The organism is Bradyrhizobium oligotrophicum S58, assembly GCF_000344805.1.
Taxonomy (GTDB): domain Bacteria; phylum Pseudomonadota; class Alphaproteobacteria; order Rhizobiales; family Xanthobacteraceae; genus Bradyrhizobium; species Bradyrhizobium oligotrophicum.
Genome location: NC_020453.1, coordinates 4,322,571 through 4,340,335 on the forward strand (window position 1 = coordinate 4,322,571; position 17,765 = coordinate 4,340,335).

Genomic DNA, 17,765 nt, shown 5'->3' on the forward strand with positions numbered 1-17,765 from the left:
GGGTGGTGAGTTTGGCCTGTCGTGAGGGCGATTGGTTCGTTGGTAAAGTCTCGGAACTCGGCGCAGATCTCTCGTGCCGCACGCTCCGCCCTCATCCTGAGGAGCCCGCCGGAGGCGGGCGTCTCGAAGGATGGCCGCAGGCACCGCCGTCAGCCTGCGCCCCCGGACCTCAGACCTTCTCCGCCACCTTCGTCGCTGCCGCGCTCAGCGGGGCCGGCTGCATGCCCGGGCCCGCCAGCTCCGGCACCCAGACCGGGCGGAGGCCGATCAGCTCGGCGGTGCGGACGGTGGTGTAGCGCCAGAATTCGAAGGAATTGATGCGGGACATTTCCAGCAGCGCGATCGCGACCGCGGAGAGGAACGGCAGGCTCTCCAGGATCAGGACGGCGGCGAAGATGTAGAGCTCCGTGATCGCCAGATGGTTGGTCGTGATCAGGATGGTGGCGCCGATCAGGAGCAGGGCGCCGATGACGGCCTCCCAGAACGCCTGGAACTCGATCGACATCCGAGAGAGACCGCCCTTGGACGTCCGGGCAAACGCAAGGTGCTCGGTGATCAGGCCCTGCGCCACGGCGCGGCTGACCGTCCATTGCACGGACATCGCGGCGACCATCGCGCCGAGCATCTGCCAGGGCCTCACCGCGACGCGGAGCCGGTAGAGGATCAGGAAGTGGGCGAGCGACACCACGAAGGCGGCGATGATCGGGATGGTCAGGATCTTGTCGGGGATGGCGATGCCGGCGAACGCCACGATCGGCACCCAGATCAGGTTGAGGATCGCGACGACGACGCCGAGGCTCTCGGCGCCGAGCCAGTTGAGCCAGCCGAGCGAGAATTCGCGCTTCTGGTCGGAGGTCAGCCGGCTGCGGCCCGGCAGAAAGCGCTGCCAGTGCTTCTTGACGATCTGGAAGCCGCCATAGGCCCAGCGATGGCGCTGCTTCTTGAACGCCTCGTAGGTGTCGGGCAGCAGGCCCGAGCCGTAGCGGGTGGCGGTGTAGTGGGTCTGCCAGCCCAGCTCCTGGATGGCGAGGCCGAGGTCGGTGTCCTCGCAGATCGTGTCGCTCGACCAGCCGCCGGCCATGTCCATCGCCGCGCGGCGGATCAGGCACATCGTGCCGTGCACGATGATCGCGTTCTCCTCGTTGCGCTGGACCATGCCGATGTCGAAGAAGCCGGCGTACTCGCCGTTCATGATGTAGTGCATCAGCGACAGGTGCTCGTCGCGATGCTCCTGCGGCGCCTGCACCAGGCCGACCGTGGGATCGGCGAAGGCGGGCACGAGGTCGGAGAGCCAGTCCGGCGTCACGACATAGTCGGCGTCGATGATGCCGATGATCTCGGCGTCGACGGCGGTGCGCTCCATCGCGATGCGCAAGGCGCCGGCCTTGAAGCCCTTGACCTTCTCGGCGTTGATGAACTTGAAGCGTTCGCCGAGCATGCGGCAGTGATCCTGGATCGGCTGCCAGAACGCCGGATCGGGCGTGTTGTTGATGATGCAGACGACCTCGTAGTTCGGGTAGTCGAGCCGCGCCAGCGCATCGAGCGTCTGCTTCATCATCTCGACCGGCTCGAAATAGGCCGGCACGTGGATCGAGACTTTTGGGCAATAGCCCTCCGGCGCCGCCGCGCGCTCTTGCGCGACCTTGTCGCGGGTGAGAAGCCGCCGCGGCTCGTGGCCGAAGGCGATCGCGGCGATCTCCTCGATGCGCGCCATTGCGATCAGGATCAGCGGCACCAGCAAGGTCAGGCCGAGGCTCAGCGCGAAGGTCGAGCCCCAGACGAAATAATGCACGTTCCAATAGGCGAAGACGTTGGAGACCCAGGCGCCGACGCCATGCGCCGTGATCGCCAGCACCATCGCCTGCAGCACGGTCGGCTGACGCAGCCGCACGATCGGCAGCGACAGCAGCACGCCGACGAGAAGGGCTGTTGTCGCGAGCTTCCAGTAGTCGGGATTCACGATCGGGCCGGTCCAGGCGAATTTGGCCTCGCGCGAGGCGTTGAGGACGCCCCAATACGGGCCGACGCCGCCCTCGAAATACTTCCAGGGCTGATCGATCGCCTCGACGATGTTGTATTCCATGCCGATCGAGGCGGCCTGGGCGAGGAAATTGCGGATGACCTTGGCCTGCCGGAACGGGCCCGGCACGGCGGGGCCGCGGCCGCCTTCGCTGCGGCTGTAGCCCTGGCTCGGCCAGCCGAACTCGGCGATCATGATGCGCTTGCCCCTGAACTGATCTTTCAGAAGCCGGTAGCGATCCACCGCCTGGTCGACGGCCTGCTCGTCGGTGAAGAATTCCCAGTAGGGCAGTACGTGCGCGGCAATGAAGTCGACATTGGCCGCGAGCTCGGGGTTGTCGCGCCAGGTGTTCCAGACGTCGCCGGTGGTCACGGGCACGTTGACCGATTTCTTGACCCGCTTGATCTTCTCGATCAGCTCATCGACCTTCTGGGTCGCCGTGAGGATGGTCTCGTTGCCGACCACGATGCCGATGACGTTGCTGTTGCGGCGGGCGAGGTTGATGGCCGCCTGGATCTCGCGCTCGTTGCGGTCGGGGTCCTTGTCGATCCAGACGCCCAGCGTCACCTTGAGGCCCGCCTCGGCGGCCAGCGGCGGCACGATCTCCATGCCACCGGTCGAGGAGTAGAGTCGGATCGCGCGCGTCAGCCGCGACAGCGTCCTCATGTCGGCGCGAATTCGTTCCGGCGAGGCAACGGTGCTGGCGTCGGGCGCCCCGGTCCCTTCGTGCGGATCGTAGGAGACGCTCTGCAGCAGGCCAGAGAAGTCGGGGGCCTGCTGCTTCTCCTCGAGCAGCGCCCAGAGGCCGGCGTGCACAGCGGTGACCAGGAGCAGAACGGCAACGACGGCACGCATGGGAGGGACAACCATTCCTAGGATCGAATGAGCGGCGAAACGGAGCGGTCCATGGCCGTTCCATATCGGATCTGCAATGCTGCCGGGAGCAGGTTCACGCGGGACGTTCGACGGCGAACGAAGAACGCTGCCGTACGCATGATATCGCCACCAAAGGCTGCGCTATCATCTGCTGTCCCAGCAAAGCCTCAGCATCATGAACAGCACCTGAACCGGGCGAGGTCGACCTGACGGCGAACACTCGATCCATCCTGCCACGCGATGAGAGCGCTGTCATGCCGGACGCCACGCACGGGCTATCCGCCGTGACCGCGTCCGTGCTGCCCCCTGCGCCGGCTACTTCGCCGGTGCCTGAGGGGAGGGCGACGCCTGGGGCGCGGGCTGCTGCGTCGGCGCGGGCGAGGCCGGCGGCGTCGATCCTGCCGGGGCTGCGGCCGGCGCAGGCGCGGCTGCAACCTGCGGCTTGGCGTCCGGATTCATCCAGCAGGCGTGAACGTGGTTGTTCAGCGAGTTCGGCACCTTCGGGTCGATCTGCGGAATGAACCGCGTCAGGCAGCGGAAGGCGGCCTGGACGTGGCCACCGGGGCAGCCGAAGCGGTCATAGAGATCGAGATGGCGGAAGGCGGTGTCGAGGTCGTCATTGTACATCAGCTGGACCACGCGGCGGCCGAGCCAGACGCATTCGGGGTTGCCGGCCGGCCCGCCGCTGAGCGCCTGGGCGGCCTCCGTGAACTCGTCGGCCTTGCGCTGGTTTTCCCGCGACACGTCGGCCGGGTTGGCCTGCGGCTTTTGGTCCTGGGGATGGTCGTTGCCGCTCTGGGCGAGGGCGCCGGGCACGCCGATGAGGCCCACGAGGGCCAGAAACGCAAGGAGGCGCAAAACCGAAAACTTGGACTGGAGCACGCGTCGACCCATAAATTCCCCGATTGTTGCCTTCATGCTGTCCCCTGACGGACGCAGTGTTGATGCCGATCAAATCAGCCCCGATTGCGGCGGGATGTTGATTCCGACTGTCGCATGCCGTTCCTAAAATGGCGTTCCTAACGGGCGCCTGAACGACGCCCGAAGCCGGAGGGCGATGGCCGGGTCAACCGGAGATTCCCAATGACCGGAATCTCGGATTTTGTCCAGCAATGCCCCAACTTTCTCGCGTCATCGTAAAAGCGGGCTTCGGACCGGGCGGGCCGCGGCCGGTGCCCTGACATCGCCTACTTGGCAGATCGCCGCCGACCGGGTAATCGACACCACCCTGCCTGGAGATACGGAACTGAAATCCCTTCGTACGCCGCTGGCGCTTCTGCTCATATCCCTGGGTATCATTGGTGCCATGTGGTGGTGGCTGGCCAAGCCGATCACGCTCGCGCGCGCGCCGATCGAGCTCGATTCCAAGGTCCAGTGCGTCTCCTACGCGCCGTTCCGCGGGCAGCAGAGCCCGCTGGATCCGACCACCCATATCGACGCCGAGCAGATCGAGCAGGACCTGGTGCAGCTCGCCAGGATCAGCGAATGCGTCCGCACCTATTCGATCGAGAACGGTCTCGACCAGGTGCCGGGAATCGCCTCCCGCGTTGGCATCAAGGTGATCCAGGGCATCTGGCTCGGCTCCAACAAGCTCAAGAACCAGCAGCAGATCGGCATCGCGGTCGACCTGATCAAGCGCTATCCGAACGTGATCACGGCCGTCGTGGTCGGCAACGAGGTGCTGCTGCGCGGCGAGATGACCACCGCCGATCTCGCCGCGACCATCCGCAGCGTCAAGGCGCAGGTCCAGGTTCCCGTGACCTATGCCGACGTCTGGGAGTTCTGGCTGCGCAACCGCGAGCTCTACGACATCGTCGATTTCGTCACCGTGCACATCCTGCCTTATTGGGAAGATATCCCGGTGCGCGCCAAGTTCGCGGCCTCGCATGTCGATACCATCCGCCAGCAGGTCGGCGTGGCGTTTCCCGGCAAGGAGATCCTGATCGGCGAGACCGGCTGGCCGAGCGAGGGCCGGATGCGCGAGGGCGCGCTGCCGTCGCGCGCCAACCAGGCGCGGGTGGTGTCGGAGATCCTCGGCCTCGCCAAGCGCGAGAATTTCCGCGTCAACCTGATCGAGGCCTATGATCAGCCCTGGAAGCGCAAGCTCGAGGGCACCGTCGGTGGCTATTGGGGCCTGATCAGCGACGACCAGCGGGCGTTGAAATATCCGCCGGGCGAGCCCGTCAGCAACTATCCGCTGTGGAAGCTGCAGATGGGCGGCGGCATGATCCTGTCCTTCGTCGTGTTCCTGGCCGGCTGGCTGACGGTGCGGCGCCGGCCCTGGCCGCCGCATCTTTCCGCCTGGATCGGGGTCGGGATTTCGGCGACCACCGCCGGCGTGCTGTTCGGCATGGCCGCGGACAAGATGTTCTACGAGAGCCTCGGCATCGGCGGCTGGCTGCAATGGGGCGGATTGCTCGCCGCCGGCGTGCTGGCGCCGATCCTGGCTGCCAACGCGGCGATGGCCGGTCGGCCGCTGCCGACCTTCCTCGACCTGCTCGGCCCGAATGACGGCCGCAAGCAGCTGAAGATCACCTATGTGCTGGGTCTGGTCCTGGTCGTGACGGTGCTGATCGCGGCGGAGACGGCGCTCGGCTTCGTGTTCGACCCGCGCTACCGCGATTTCCCGTTCGCGAGCCTGACCATGGCCGTGGTGCCGTTCGCGATCCTGCTCGGCAACCGTCCGGCGCAGGGCGCGCGCCCGATCGCCGAGGCCAGCTTTGCCGGCCTGCTCGCGATCTCCTCGGTCTTCGTCATCTACAACGAGGGCCGCGACAATTGGCAGGCGATGTGGACCTGCGCGATGTACCTGGTGCTGGCGTTCACGCTGTGGCGGGCGCGGGCCGTGCAAAGCCGAGGATGAGCAGGCCGATCGCCAGGCCCGACAGCACCACGTTGTAGAGCACGATGCCGACGCCGGCGGCGATCAGCCCGCCGGTCAACAGCACGATCGACGGCCGCATCACGTGCAGCACCGCGATCACCAGCGCCGTCGCCCCGAACACCGAATTCTTGAACAGCGTGGTCGCGACCGCCCGGCTCTTGCAGGCCAGCGTCTGCAGGCCGGCATCGCAGGTTAGCGCGACGCTCGACAGCTCGATCGCGAGATAGCGCAGATAAAGCGCATAGCCGACGGTGACGAAGCCGACGATCAGGAGCCATTGCACCTGATAGGGCGAGAGGCGGAACGGGATCTTTTTCATGCGCGGGACTATGCTGCGGAAAGCGCCTTCGGACAAGCCGCCAAGCGCGTTCGCGGACTGCTTTCACAATCCGCGGCAACCGTCTTTCGGAACGGGATGATTCGGCTCAGGAGCGGCGGAAGAACGACGACAGGGCCGACGGCTGCGGCTCGGGCTTGGGCGCCTCGGCGGCCGGGGGCGGAGCGGGGGGAGCCGCGGCCGGCGGCTCCTCACGTTTGCCGTGACGCTGCTGCTGGGCCTGCGGCTGAAAGCTGCGCCGGCGCTGCGTCGGGAACGGCTTCTGGGCCGCGGCGGCAGGAGCGGCGGGTTTGGCCGTCTCGGTTGCCTCGGGTTCTTCGCCGACCGCCAGGCGCTGGCCGTCATACACGGTGGTCTCACAGGTGTGCTGGGTCTCGGCCATGACCGCGCAGATCCTGGCGGCCGCCGCCGCATCGGTCAGCGGGCCGGCGCCCAATCGCAACTGCATGCCCGGGCCGTTCCGGCCCTCCTTCAGCATGATGATCGGCCGGAGCGAGGCGAGGTCGGTATTGGTCTTCACCAGGCCTCGCCACAGCGCCCGCAGGCCGCCGATGGAATTGGCTCCGCCGAGATCGACGGCGAACTCGGTCCTCTGCACCGCCGTGGCGGCGGCCTCGGTGCTCTCGGCCGGCCTGGCGCCCGCCGTGTCTGCGGGGTCGGCCTTGGCGAGCCTGTCGGCCTCGGCCGGCTTCGCGGCGGCTTCCATGGCCGGCTTGGAACCCCCGGCGGATGCTGCGGGCGCGGGGGAGGCTGACGGCGTCGGAGAGGAGGCCGCAGCGGACGGCAATGGCGACCCGCCGGAGGAGATCGTCGTAGGCGAGCTCTTGGACGCTTCCGGCCTGGCCTTGTCCGCGCTCGCCGCCGGAGTCGCGGTCGCGCCCGGCTGGCCGACACTGGTTCCAGGCGCTGCGCCCGGTGCGGGCATGAACGGCGACAGGTTGGCGAAGGCGGGCAAGGGACTTGGCGTCGCAGGACTCGGCGCGGCAGCGCTCGGCGTGGCGGGATTCGGTGCCGCCGCGACCGCCGCCTGCGAATCGACCGACGCGATCTGCGGAGGTACCGCCCTGCTGCCGGCGGCCGGATTCGCGGCGGCCTGGCTGCTCTGCTTGGCAAGCGCGCCGGTGACCGATTCCAGTCCCTGCTCGAGAACGGTCACGCGGGCATAGAGCCGATCGCGATCGGTGTTGAGGGTCTCGATCGCGGCGCCGAGCTGCCGTGCCTCGCCCTGCGTGTCCCGGGCCAGTGACTGCAGCAGTTGCGCCTGGCGTGACAGGTCGGCGGCGGAAATACGGTCCTTTCGCCATCCCTGCGCCGCCTGGCTGGCGAAAACCGCCAGTCCGACCGCGCCGACGGCGCCCACCCCCCACCAGCCGAGCCGCCACATCGCGCGGCGATCGAGCTCGTTCTCGTCGGCAAACAGTCCGGACAGTGTCGCGCCCGTCTTCTCCGCTCCATGCGCGCCGGCTGATTTGTGGGAGTCCTTAGCCATGAACCTGCCTTAATCGAATCACGAAGCGAACATTAACAGGAAAACCAGCATGGGTTTCAGCCGGCACAGTTTGCCCCGGCCAGAAAACGATTTATGACAGCGCCGACGTGTGCCGCTCCGTTGTTTCAGGATGTTTGATGACCGCTCGATCCAGTCTGACCATCGTGCTTGCGGCGGGCGAGGGCACGCGGATGCGCACCAGCGTGCCGAAGGTGCTGCATCCCATCGCCGGCGAATCATTGCTCGCGCACGTGCTGGCAGCGGCCCCGAAGGGGGCTGGGTCCAGCATTGCGATCGTGATCGGGCCGGAGCACGCCGCGGTCGAGAAAGAGGCCAGGCGCCTGCGTCCCGATGCGGACATTTTCGTCCAGCGCGAGCGGCTGGGGACGGCGCATGCCGTGCTCGCCGCGCGTCAGGCGATCGCGCGTGGCGCGGACGATCTGCTGGTCGTGTTCGGCGACACGCCGTTGATCACGGCCGAGACGTTTGCGCGGCTGCGGGCACCGTTGGCCAGGGGCGCAGCGCTCGCCGTGCTCGGCTTCCGTGCCGCGGATCCGACCGGCTATGGACGGCTGCTGCTGGATGGATCGAAGCTGGTGGCGATCCGCGAGCAGGCCGATGCGTCGGAGGCGGAGCGGGCGATCACGCTGTGCAATGCTGGCGTGATGGCGATGGACGGCCGTCGCGCGCTCGCGATCCTCGACAAGATCGGCAACGCCAACAGCAAGGGCGAATTCTATCTCGTCGACGCCGTGTCGATTGCGCGCGAGCAGGGGCTCGAGGCAGTCGTGATCGAGACGTCCGAGGACGAGGTGCGCGGCATCAACACCAAGGCGCAGCTCGCGCAAGCCGAAGCCGTGATGCAGAACCGGCTGCGCCGCGCAGCGATGGATGCCGGGGTGACGCTGATCGCGCCGGAGACCGTCTATCTCGCCGCCGACACCACGTTCGGCAGGGACGTCACGATCGAGCCGTTCGTCGTGATCGGCCCCGGCGTCTCGATCGGCGACGGCGCAATCGTGCATTCCTTCTCGCACATCGTGCAGTCCAAGCTCGGCCGCAACAGCCTGCTGGGCCCGTTCGCGCGGCTCAGGCCGGGCACGTCGCTCGGCGACGGCGCCAAGATCGGCAATTTCGTCGAGGCCAAGGCCGCGGTGCTGGAGGCGGGCGTCAAGGTCAACCACCTGTCCTACATCGGCGACGCCCATGTCGGCGCCAATTCCAACATCGGCGCGGGCACGATCACCTGCAACTATGATGGCTTCAACAAGCACAAGACGACGATCGGCGAGGGCGCCTTCATCGGCACCAACACCTCGCTGGTCGCGCCGATCAACATCGGCGCGCGCGCCTATATCGGTTCTGGCTCCGTGATCACGCGCGACGTGCCCGACGATGCGCTGGCGCTCGAGCGCAGCCCGCAGACCACGCGCGAAGGCGCGGCTGCGCGCTTCAGGAACGCAAAGTCACGCCACAAAAAATAGCCGCGAGCCGGAGCAGAGCAGCTTGGATTTCGGTCAACTGCTGTTCGATCTCGTCGGTGCGATTCTGGCTGCGATCGTGCGGCTGGGCACGTTTTCGGGGCGCGTCGTTTACGCCAGGCTCGGTATGACGCCGCCTGTGGAGATCATGTTGCTGACCGGACTCGGCGTATGGGCCCTGATCGGCGCGATCGCCTCTTGGGTCTTTCTATAGGCGCGCTGGCTCAGTCTTCGTCGTCCTGGAACTCGGCGAACATCGCGCGCGTCAGGCGCCAGCCGCGGCGGGGGGCGTGCTTGGCCTGCTCGTTGCCGCGGTGCTTGATCGGCAACGGCTTGAGCTCATGACTGAGGGTCGGTGGCGGCCAATGCGCCAGATGGCTCCCGGACGCCGGATGCGACAGGCTGAGCGAACTGGTTCCTTTGGGATCGGTTGGACGGCGGTAATAGGCCATGGGTCATCTCCGACGCGACAGTCTTGTGCGAAAGCGTTGACCGGACGTTAAGTTCGCTCCGAACCGACCTCCGTATCGAACCGGAGCTGCCTGCCTGTCGATGCGGTTAAGCCTTCCACTTAACCCTGTCGCAATCCGCAATAATTATTGAATCCTGAAAGCGCGCGGTTTTCGTTAAGACACTGCCACGCATTTGAATCTCTCTCGACGATTTTGGGGAACAGCGCTGATGTGCGGAATCATCGGGATCCTGGGACGCGGGCCGGTTGCCGAGCAACTTGTCGATTCCCTGAAGCGTCTCGAATATCGCGGCTATGATTCCGCTGGTGTCGCGACGCTCGAAGGCGATCACCTGGATCGGCGGCGCGCCGAGGGCAAGCTCAAGAACCTGGAGAAGCGGCTCGCACAGCAGCCCTTGAGCGGACACGCCGGCATCGGCCACACGCGCTGGGCCACCCACGGCAAGCCGACCGAGAGCAACGCGCATCCGCACGCAACTGATAATGTCGCGGTCGTGCACAACGGCATCATCGAGAATTTCCGTGAGCTGCGCGCGGAGCTCGAGAAGCAGGGCGCCAGGTTCGCGTCCGAGACCGACACCGAGACCGTCGTTCATCTCGTCAATTCCTATCTGCTGAAAGGCCATACGCCGCAGCAGGCGGTCGCTGCGTCCCTGCCGCAATTGAAGGGCGCGTTCGCGCTGGCGTTTCTGTTCAAGGGGCATGGCGACCTCTTGATCGGCGCCCGCAAGGGCTCGCCGCTGGCGATGGGCTATGGCGACGGCGAAATGTTCCTTGGCTCGGACGCGATCGCGCTGGCGCCGTTCACGGATACGATCAGCTATCTCGATGATGGCGACTGGGTCGAGATCACCCGCGGCTCCGGCGTGATCCATGACGTGTCGGGCGCGGTGGTGAAGCGGGACGTGCTGAAATCCGGCGCCTCGTCGTTCCTGGTCGACAAGGCCAACTATCGCCACTTCATGGCCAAGGAGATCCACGAGCAGCCGGAGGTCGTCGGCCACACCTTGGCGCGCTATGTCGACATGGGCACCGAGCGCGTGATGCTGCCGGCGCGGCTGCCGTTCGACTTCAACGACATCCAGCGCATCTCGATCACCGCCTGCGGCACTGCGAGCTATGCCGGCTTCGTCGCCAAATACTGGTTCGAGCGCTTCGCGCGCGTGCCGGTCGAGCTCGACGTCGCCTCGGAGTTCCGCTACCGCGAGGCGCCGTTGCGCAAGGGCGATCTCGCCATCTTCATCTCGCAGTCCGGTGAGACTGCCGACACCCTGGCTGCGCTGCGCTACGCGAAGTCGCAAGGCGCGCACACGCTCTCGGTCGTCAACGTGCCGACCTCGACGATCGCGCGCGAGAGCGAGATCGTGATGCCGACGCTCGCCGGTCCCGAGATCGGCGTTGCCTCGACCAAGGCCTTCACCTGCCAGCTGATGGTGCTGGCGGCGCTCGCGATCGCCGCCGGCCGCGGCCGTGGCGAATTGTCCGAGGCCGACGAAGCCAAGCTGGTGCACGGCCTGGTCGAAGTGCCGCGCCTGATCGCGGCGGCACTGACGACAGAACCGCAGATCGAGAAGCTCGCGCGTGAGATCGCCAAGTCGAAGGACGTGCTCTATCTCGGCCGGGGCACCTCCTATCCGCTGGCGCTGGAGGGCGCGCTGAAGCTGAAGGAGATTTCCTACATCCATGCCGAGGGCTATGCCGCCGGCGAGCTCAAGCACGGCCCGATCGCACTGATCGACGAGACCATGCCCGTCGTCGTCATCGCGCCGTATGATCGCGTGTTCGAGAAGACGGTCTCGAACATGCAGGAGGTCGCCGCGCGCGGCGGCAACATCATCCTGATGACGGACGCCAAGGGGGCCGAGGAGGCCACCGTGGAGTCCCTGGTCACGATCATCATGCCGGACATGGCCGCGACGTTCACGCCGATCGTCTACGCCATCCCGGTCCAGCTGCTGGCCTATCACACGGCCGTGGTGATGGGGACCGACGTCGACCAGCCGCGCAATCTCGCCAAATCGGTCACTGTGGAGTAGATGCGAGCGGCATCGCAGGCGATGCCGCTCGCGGCGCGGCCAGACGATGCTCTCGCATCGCCTCGAGAACCACGTGGGCATGAATTGCGACACGGCCCTCTGCACATTCGCTGTCATCCCGGCGAACGCCGGGATTCATAACCACCGCGCTTCATGGCTGGCAGTTCTGGCGGCTCCCAAACCACACCCGGGACGACGGCCGAGTTTGCCTGTACTGTCGCGCAACTGATCGACAGGGGATTCGGATGGCACTCGACACCTGGCTGCTGTTCTTCATCACGAGCATCGGGATCTCGCTGACTCCCGGGCCCAACGGCCTGCTCGCCCTGACTCACGGCGCGCTGCACGGTGGACGCAAGACGCTGTTCACGATCGCAGGCGGCCTGATCGGCTTCGTCCTGCTGATCGCCCTGTGCATGTTCGGCATCGGTGCGCTGGTCCAGGCGTCGATCACGTGGCTCGTGGTTCTGAAGTGGGTCGGCGGGCTGTATCTCGCCTGGCTCGGCATCAAGCTGTGGCGCTCGCCGCCGGTGGCGGTCGACATCGGCGGCGAAGGCACGACCGCCAGCGGCCATCAGCTGTTTCGCCAGGGCTTCCTGACCGCCGCGACCAATCCCAAATGCCTGCTCTTCTTCAGTGCGCTGTTGCCGCAATTCATCGACGTGCATCGCAGTCTGGCGGTTCAGTTCGCCGTCGTGGCCATCACTTACACGGTCACCGAGTTCGTCACCGAATGCGCCATCGCCAGCGCCGCCGCCCGTGTTCGTCCGTGGCTGGCGCGGGTGGGGCGACGCTTCAACCAGGCCTGTGGCGGCATCTTCGTGGCGATCGGTCTTGCCCTGCCGCTGCGGAGCGCATAGTCCAGAGGACGTCTGAGGGACCTTCTCGCGGCGGCCACGGCCCCGCCCAGGTGCCGACGGCCGGCCACAGGCCGCGGCAAAGCGCGCGGCTGTGTCGGAAAGTGGGCTTTTGCCCTTCAAAAATCTGCTAAGACCCTTAGCTGAGATCTGATCCGACCTGGAAGTCCGCATGAGTTCCCGCGACGACGTGCCGCCTGAGACCGATTCCTTGACCGAACCGCCGGTCGAAACGCCCCACCATGGGTTGATGTTTCGATTCCGCAACTATTTCCTGACGGGCCTCGTGGTCGCCGGCCCCGTCGCGATTACCCTGTACATCACCTGGTGGTTCGTCACCTGGGTGGACGGGCTGGTGCGTCCGTTCGTGCCGTTGGCCTACCGGCCTGAGACCTATCTTCCGTTCGGCGTGCCTGGCTCCGGGCTCATCGTGGCCGTCGTCGGGCTCACGCTGCTGGGCTTCCTGACGGCCAACCTGATCGGCCGCACCCTGGTCGACCTCGGCGAGCGGCTGCTCGGCCGCATCCCGGCGGTGCGCGCGATCTATCGCGGCCTCAAGCAGGTGTTCGAGACGCTGTTCTCGGGCAAGGGCTCCAGCCTGCGCCGCGTCGGCCTGGTCGAGTTTCCGTCGCCCGGCATGTGGTCGATCGTGCTGATCTCGCAGCCGCCGAGCACGGAGGTCGCGAGCCGGCTGCCCGGCGACGACGAGCAGATCTCCGTGTTCCTGCCCTGCGCCCCGAACCCGACCACCGGCTTCTTCTTCTATTTGCCGAAGAGCAAGATCATCGAAGTCGACATGAGCGCCGAGGATGCGGCGACCTTGATCATGTCCTGCGGTGTGGTGCAGCCGGGATCCGATCAGCAGAAGAAGGTCGCGGCGCTGGCCAACATGGCCAACACCGCACGCCTTGCGAACTCCCAGGCGCAACCGTCCCCAAGCCTGGAGCCGGAGCCCGCCAAGGTCGACTGATGCTCCGTCGCGACCACGCTCGTTGCGAGGCGAGGCCGCAGGCCTCGAACCGGGAATGACAGCATCGCTGTGATGTCACCTCGGCAAATGGCCGGCTAGCCTGCATCCTGCGGCACGAACACGCGCAGGCGATGTCCGTCGGGATCGCGGGCGACGAAGGTCGTGCCGAAATCCATCCGCGTCGGCGCCTGAAGGATGGTCAGGCCGCGGGCCTTCCAGTCGTCGTGAATGCGCTCGACCTCCGCGGCATCGGTGACCGTGAACGCGACCTCGCTGAAGCCTGCTGCACCGCTTGCGGCCGGCTCCACCGTGTGCCGCGACCACAGGCCCAGCATGACACCCTCGCGCAGCGGCAACATCGCGAAGGTCGGTGACTGCTCGATCACCGGGCGGCCAAGCAGGTCTGCGTAGAACGCCGCACTAGTCGGCGGGTTGTCGACATAGAGGATCAGGAAGCTGAACTCGGGCATCGTCGGTCTCCGGTAAGGGCGCCGGCAGCGGCGCTTCGCCGTAGGACTAACCGAGCCTCCTGCCAGATCCTGTCAGCATCGTTCGTCGCCGAGCGCTCCGCCTCATGTGCGGCGAGCGGGCCAGCGTGCGCCTGGCGGCCGCTTTGCGCTGCATGATGATGCGTGAAAGGCACAGCCATTGTCGTCGTCGTTTCTACAACCGACAGGCGGTGGTGTTTCAATCAGTCACCGTGGAAACATCGGGCAAACAAAAGTAAGGCGTTGGGGAGGCGCGTATGAGGCCTGTGAATCAGACGACGTTGTTGTGCGCGGTCGCGCTGTCGGGAGTGTGGCTGCAGCTGACAGGGCCCGCATCGGCCCAAACGACCTACACGCGCATCCAGGCCTTCGGCGACAGCTACGCCGACACGGGCAATCTCTGGACCTTCACCGGTGGCGCCGGCAAGCTGCCGCTCTATCCCACGGGACGCTTCAGCGGCGGCACCAATTTCGTCGACACCACCTCGACGCTGCTCGGCATTCCGCAGCTCAACTATGCGATTGGTGGTGCCCAGGCAGGCAACACCAACGTGGTCGCGCCCGGCATTCCCGGCTTCTTCCAGGAGTGGAGCGGACTGACGGGATTCTCCGGCAAGATCTCGTCGACCGATCTGGTCGAGATCTCGGTCGGCGGCAACGACGCTCGGGCCTATTACCGCGCCGGCGGCTCGCTCGCCGGCGCGCCGGTCGCTGCAGCCGTCACCGCGCAGCAGGCGATGGCTGGCATCAACGCGCTGGTCGGAGATGGCGCACGTACCATCGTGTTCACCGCCGGCGACGTCAGCACCTTGCCGGAGGCGGTTGGCAACGCCAATGCTCCGGCGGGCAAGGCCTACAGCACGACCTACAACAGCCTGATGCAATCGTCGCTTGCCGTCGTGGCGCGCTCCGGCGTGCGCGTCGAATATGTCGACACCGGGCTGGTCGGCACGCTGATCCAGGCCAATCCGTCGCGCTATGGCTTCACCAATGTCGGCGCCTGTCCGGTGGCCTGCATCGGCAATCCGGCGCTGCAGAACCAATACCTGTTCTATGTCGACGGCGTCCATCTGACCTCGCACGGCTTCGAGGTGCTGGGCCAGTACATCGTCAACCGTCTCAATGCGCCGCTGACCATCGCGCCGCAAGGCGAGGTGGCCTCGATCACGGCGATGGGGTTCGCCTCGACGCTGTTCGGCAAACTCGACCTGTTCCGGGAGACCACAGGCTTCGCGCCATCGACCATGAACTCGTTCGCCGCCGTGACCAAGGCGCCTTATGGCAAGGCCCCGCCGCTGGCGCCGGTCAGCCCGTGGTCGTTCTACATGCAGGGCAATGGCGGCCTCAGCGACCGCCAGGGCAATGCCGCCGCGAACGGCTTCAATCTCGACAGTATCGGCGGCACGATCGGCGTCGAGTACCGGCTGTCGGCGAACGCCATGATCGGCACCGCGTTCGACTACTCCAATCCGCGGGCGCGGCTGTTCAACAACACCGGTACCACGGATGCCAACTCCTATCAGATCGGCCTCTACGGCGCCTGGGCCAACAGCAACCTGTTTGCCCAAGGCCTCGCCACGATCGGCCATCAGGACTATCGCAACACGCGTCCCGGGATCGTCGATATCATCACCTCGAATCCCGGCGGCACGACCTTCGTTGCGGCGGGCAAGGCCGGCTATCTGTTCGATGCCGGCACGGCCAAGCTCGGGCCGATCGGCGGGCTGACCTATGCGCGGGCTCGCGTCGACGGTTTCACCGAGGCCGGCGATCCCGCGCTCACGCTCACGGTCGGCTCGCAGACCGCCGAGACCCTGATCGGCAGCATCGGCGTGCAACTGCGGACGCCGTTCCAGGTGCAGGGCGCCACCATCAACCCGTACCTGAACCTGACACTCGATGACGACATCATCGGCAATGGCCGCCTGATCCAGTACAGCGCGACGTCGGCGCCGGTCATCGTCAACAATTGGAGCGTCCCGAACGGCACCTCGCATGACGTCTATGGACGGATCAGCGCGGGCGTCGTGGCGCCGTTCTGGAGCAATGTGGCGCTGACGGCGAACGTCTCGCGCACCATCGGGCGGACCGGAGGCGACGACTTCTTCGGCAGTGGGGGGCTGAAGATCTCGTTCTGAGGTCGGCCGGGGCAGCAGACGTTCCGGGGGCGGCGTTGCTGCGGCGGCAAGGCGGGGGCAGTCCGGAAGGGCTGCCCCTCGCTTTTCGTGTCTTCAGTTTTGCCGGGGCGCGCGTAGTCTCCGAGGCTGCTGTCCGAATCGGAGTCCATCATCATGCCCCCCAGCATTGCCGTCATCGCGCCCGGCGCCATGGGCAGCGCGGTCGCTGCCCGCCTCGTCGAACACGGCTGCAAGGTGCTGACCTCGCTCGACGGACGTAGCGCGGCGACGCGGACGCGGGCGGCCGCGGCCGGCATGACGGCCGCGAGCGATGCCGAGATCGCCGGCGCCGACATCATCCTGTCGATCGTGCCGCCCGGCGAGGCGTTGGCGCTGGCCGAGCAGCTCGCGACGGTGATCAACCGCAACACCAAGAAGCCGGTCATCGTCGACTGCAACGCCGTCAACGTCGAGACCATCAGGAGGATCGCGGACATCGTGCTGTCGTCAGGCGCGCGCCTGGTCGACGCCGCCATCATCGGCCTGCCGCCGAAGCCTGGAACGTCCGGCCCCGCCTTCCATGTCAGCGGCGAAGCCGCCGCCGACGTCGCGGTGCTGGGCCAGCTCGGCCTCGATCTGCGCCTGATCGAAGGCCCGATCGGCGCGGCCTCGGCGCTGAAGATGTCCTATGCCGGCATCAACAAGGGATTGACCGGGCTCGGCGCCGCGATGGTATTGGCGGCGACGCGCGCCGGCGCGGCGGACGCGCTGCGCGATGAGCTCGCGTCGAGCGCGCCGCATATCCACGCGCGGCTCGGCAATGCGCTGCCGGACATGCTGCCCAAGGCCTATCGCTGGGTCGCCGAAATGCGCGAGATCGCCGGCTTCCTGGGGCCGGAGCATCCGGCGGCGATGATCTATGAGGGGTTCGCGCGGCTGTTCGAGCACCTCGCGGCCGATGTGCAGGGGCAGGGCACCGAGGCAGCGCAGATCGTGGCGTTCGCCGAGCGCTGCAGGGCGAAGAAGTGACGCCGGGTTTTCGACGCGCTATCGCAGGTGAAGCTGGCCGAGTTGCGGTTCAGCGGAGTTCGACAGCATCATCCGTCGAGTTCAGGAGCGCTTGATTCGTTCAGGCGGACGACCCGGTCCCGAATGTCAGTTGATTGCCGTCGAGATCGACAACGTCAAAGTCGCGCATGCCGTAGTCGTAGTTCTGCGGCGCCTGGATCACGTTGGCGCCGCGCGACACCAGCTCGGCATATACGCGGTCGACGTCCTTGACGAAGACGCAGATGCCGCCGTGGCCCGGCAGCCGCTTGGTGTTCTGAGCCGCGAGGAGGTGCAAGGCAACGTCGTCACGGCACAAGCACGCATAGGATATCGGGTTGCCATATTCGAAGGTGACGGCGAAGCCGAGCGCATCGCGGTAATGGCCGATGCTGTCGGCCATGTTGCTGACGACAAACACGGTTGCAACCCCTACCAGCGTCGGTTGATCTTCCATCCGGGCCTCCCGCTTCCGCTTGAGCCGCTTTGCCGCAGAGATTAGCAGAGATGTGTGCCTTTGGCCTGGCCTCTCTCGTGCGAGCTGCAGTCCGGGTGCAAGCGATCAGGGGACGAGCTGCCGCAATCGGCCAGTGCGATCGCGAAAGCTCGGGCGCTTCCTGCCGCGAGGCTGCCGATCCGTGCCTGCGAAGCTGTTGACCATGAGGGCGTGAGCGACCAAACGTCTTCATCG

15 protein-coding genes are annotated in these 17,765 nt (G+C 66.4%); 8 read left to right on the forward strand and 7 right to left on the reverse strand.

All coding sequences use genetic code 11. The features are described from left to right. Positions 1-169: 169 nt before the first annotated feature. Entirely contained in the window at positions 170-2,875 is a 2,706-nt protein-coding gene (locus S58_RS18610) for a glycosyltransferase (protein ID WP_015666904.1), read from the reverse strand. Between the two features lie 336 nt (positions 2,876-3,211). Continuing rightward, a complete protein-coding gene (locus S58_RS18615) occupies positions 3,212-3,790 on the reverse strand; it encodes a hypothetical protein (RefSeq protein ID WP_042339857.1) in 579 nt (192 codons plus the stop codon). A gap of 412 nt (positions 3,791-4,202) precedes the next feature. Here S58_RS18615 and S58_RS18620 point away from each other — a divergent pair, with 412 nt between their 5' ends. Then, positions 4,203-5,759, forward strand: coding sequence for a glycoside hydrolase family 17 protein (locus S58_RS18620; RefSeq protein WP_015666906.1), 1,557 nt, complete (start codon positions 4,203-4,205; stop codon positions 5,757-5,759). Here the strand turns inward: S58_RS18620 and S58_RS18625 are convergent. Together S58_RS18625 and S58_RS18630 are read right to left on the reverse strand one after the other, a co-directional pair. Beyond that, complete coding sequence (locus S58_RS18625; RefSeq protein WP_015666907.1) at positions 5,719-6,099, reverse strand: hypothetical protein; 381 nt, start codon at positions 6,097-6,099, stop codon at positions 5,719-5,721. The two genes, S58_RS18620 and S58_RS18625, sit on opposite strands and share 41 nt — an antisense overlap. 106 nt (positions 6,100-6,205) lie before the next feature. Then, on the reverse strand, positions 6,206-7,606 hold the full coding sequence (locus S58_RS18630; protein ID WP_015666908.1) for a hypothetical protein: 1,401 nt from the start codon (positions 7,604-7,606) through the stop codon (positions 6,206-6,208). Between the two features lie 137 nt (positions 7,607-7,743). Between S58_RS18630 and glmU the strand changes: the two genes are divergently transcribed. Beyond that, positions 7,744-9,090 (forward strand): bifunctional UDP-N-acetylglucosamine diphosphorylase/glucosamine-1-phosphate N-acetyltransferase GlmU, encoded by a 1,347-nt coding sequence (gene glmU, locus S58_RS18635; RefSeq protein ID WP_015666909.1) that lies wholly within the window; start codon positions 7,744-7,746, stop codon positions 9,088-9,090. A 22-nt stretch (positions 9,091-9,112) separates the two neighbouring features. Continuing rightward, positions 9,113-9,301 (forward strand): hypothetical protein, encoded by a 189-nt coding sequence (locus S58_RS18640; RefSeq protein WP_015666910.1) that lies wholly within the window; start codon positions 9,113-9,115, stop codon positions 9,299-9,301. Between the two features lie 10 nt (positions 9,302-9,311). On the opposite strand, the gene S58_RS18645 is transcribed toward S58_RS18640, so the two are convergent. Next, positions 9,312-9,539 (reverse strand): hypothetical protein, encoded by a 228-nt coding sequence (locus S58_RS18645; RefSeq protein WP_015666911.1) that lies wholly within the window; start codon positions 9,537-9,539, stop codon positions 9,312-9,314. 229 nt (positions 9,540-9,768) lie between these two features. Between S58_RS18645 and glmS the strand changes: the two genes are divergently transcribed. The 3 genes from glmS to S58_RS18660 all read left to right on the forward strand — a co-directional run bounded on the left by glmS (position 9,769) and on the right by S58_RS18660 (position 13,422). Further along, on the forward strand, positions 9,769-11,595 hold the full coding sequence (gene glmS, locus S58_RS18650; protein ID WP_015666912.1) for a glutamine--fructose-6-phosphate transaminase (isomerizing): 1,827 nt from the start codon (positions 9,769-9,771) through the stop codon (positions 11,593-11,595). A 245-nt stretch (positions 11,596-11,840) separates the two neighbouring features. Further along, complete coding sequence (locus S58_RS18655) at positions 11,841-12,455, forward strand: LysE family translocator (protein WP_015666913.1); 615 nt, start codon at positions 11,841-11,843, stop codon at positions 12,453-12,455. 169 nt (positions 12,456-12,624) lie between these two features. Next, complete coding sequence (locus tag S58_RS18660; RefSeq protein WP_015666914.1) at positions 12,625-13,422, forward strand: DUF502 domain-containing protein; 798 nt, start codon at positions 12,625-12,627, stop codon at positions 13,420-13,422. 95 nt (positions 13,423-13,517) lie between these two features. On the opposite strand, the gene S58_RS18665 is transcribed toward S58_RS18660, so the two are convergent. Then, positions 13,518-13,892 (reverse strand): VOC family protein, encoded by a 375-nt coding sequence (locus S58_RS18665; protein ID WP_015666915.1) that lies wholly within the window; start codon positions 13,890-13,892, stop codon positions 13,518-13,520. A gap of 275 nt (positions 13,893-14,167) precedes the next feature. Here S58_RS18665 and S58_RS18670 point away from each other — a divergent pair, with 275 nt between their 5' ends. Both S58_RS18670 and S58_RS18675 read left to right on the forward strand, forming a co-directional pair. Beyond that, complete coding sequence (locus S58_RS18670; protein ID WP_015666916.1) at positions 14,168-16,048, forward strand: autotransporter domain-containing protein; 1,881 nt, start codon at positions 14,168-14,170, stop codon at positions 16,046-16,048. A gap of 153 nt (positions 16,049-16,201) precedes the next feature. Next, entirely contained in the window at positions 16,202-17,056 is an 855-nt protein-coding gene (locus tag S58_RS18675; RefSeq protein ID WP_015666917.1) for an NAD(P)-dependent oxidoreductase, read from the forward strand. A 100-nt stretch (positions 17,057-17,156) separates the two neighbouring features. Here the strand turns inward: S58_RS18675 and S58_RS18680 are convergent, their stop codons facing one another. Beyond that, a complete protein-coding gene (locus S58_RS18680; protein ID WP_015666918.1) occupies positions 17,157-17,531 on the reverse strand; it encodes a bleomycin resistance protein in 375 nt (124 codons plus the stop codon). Positions 17,532-17,765: the final 234 nt, after the last annotated feature.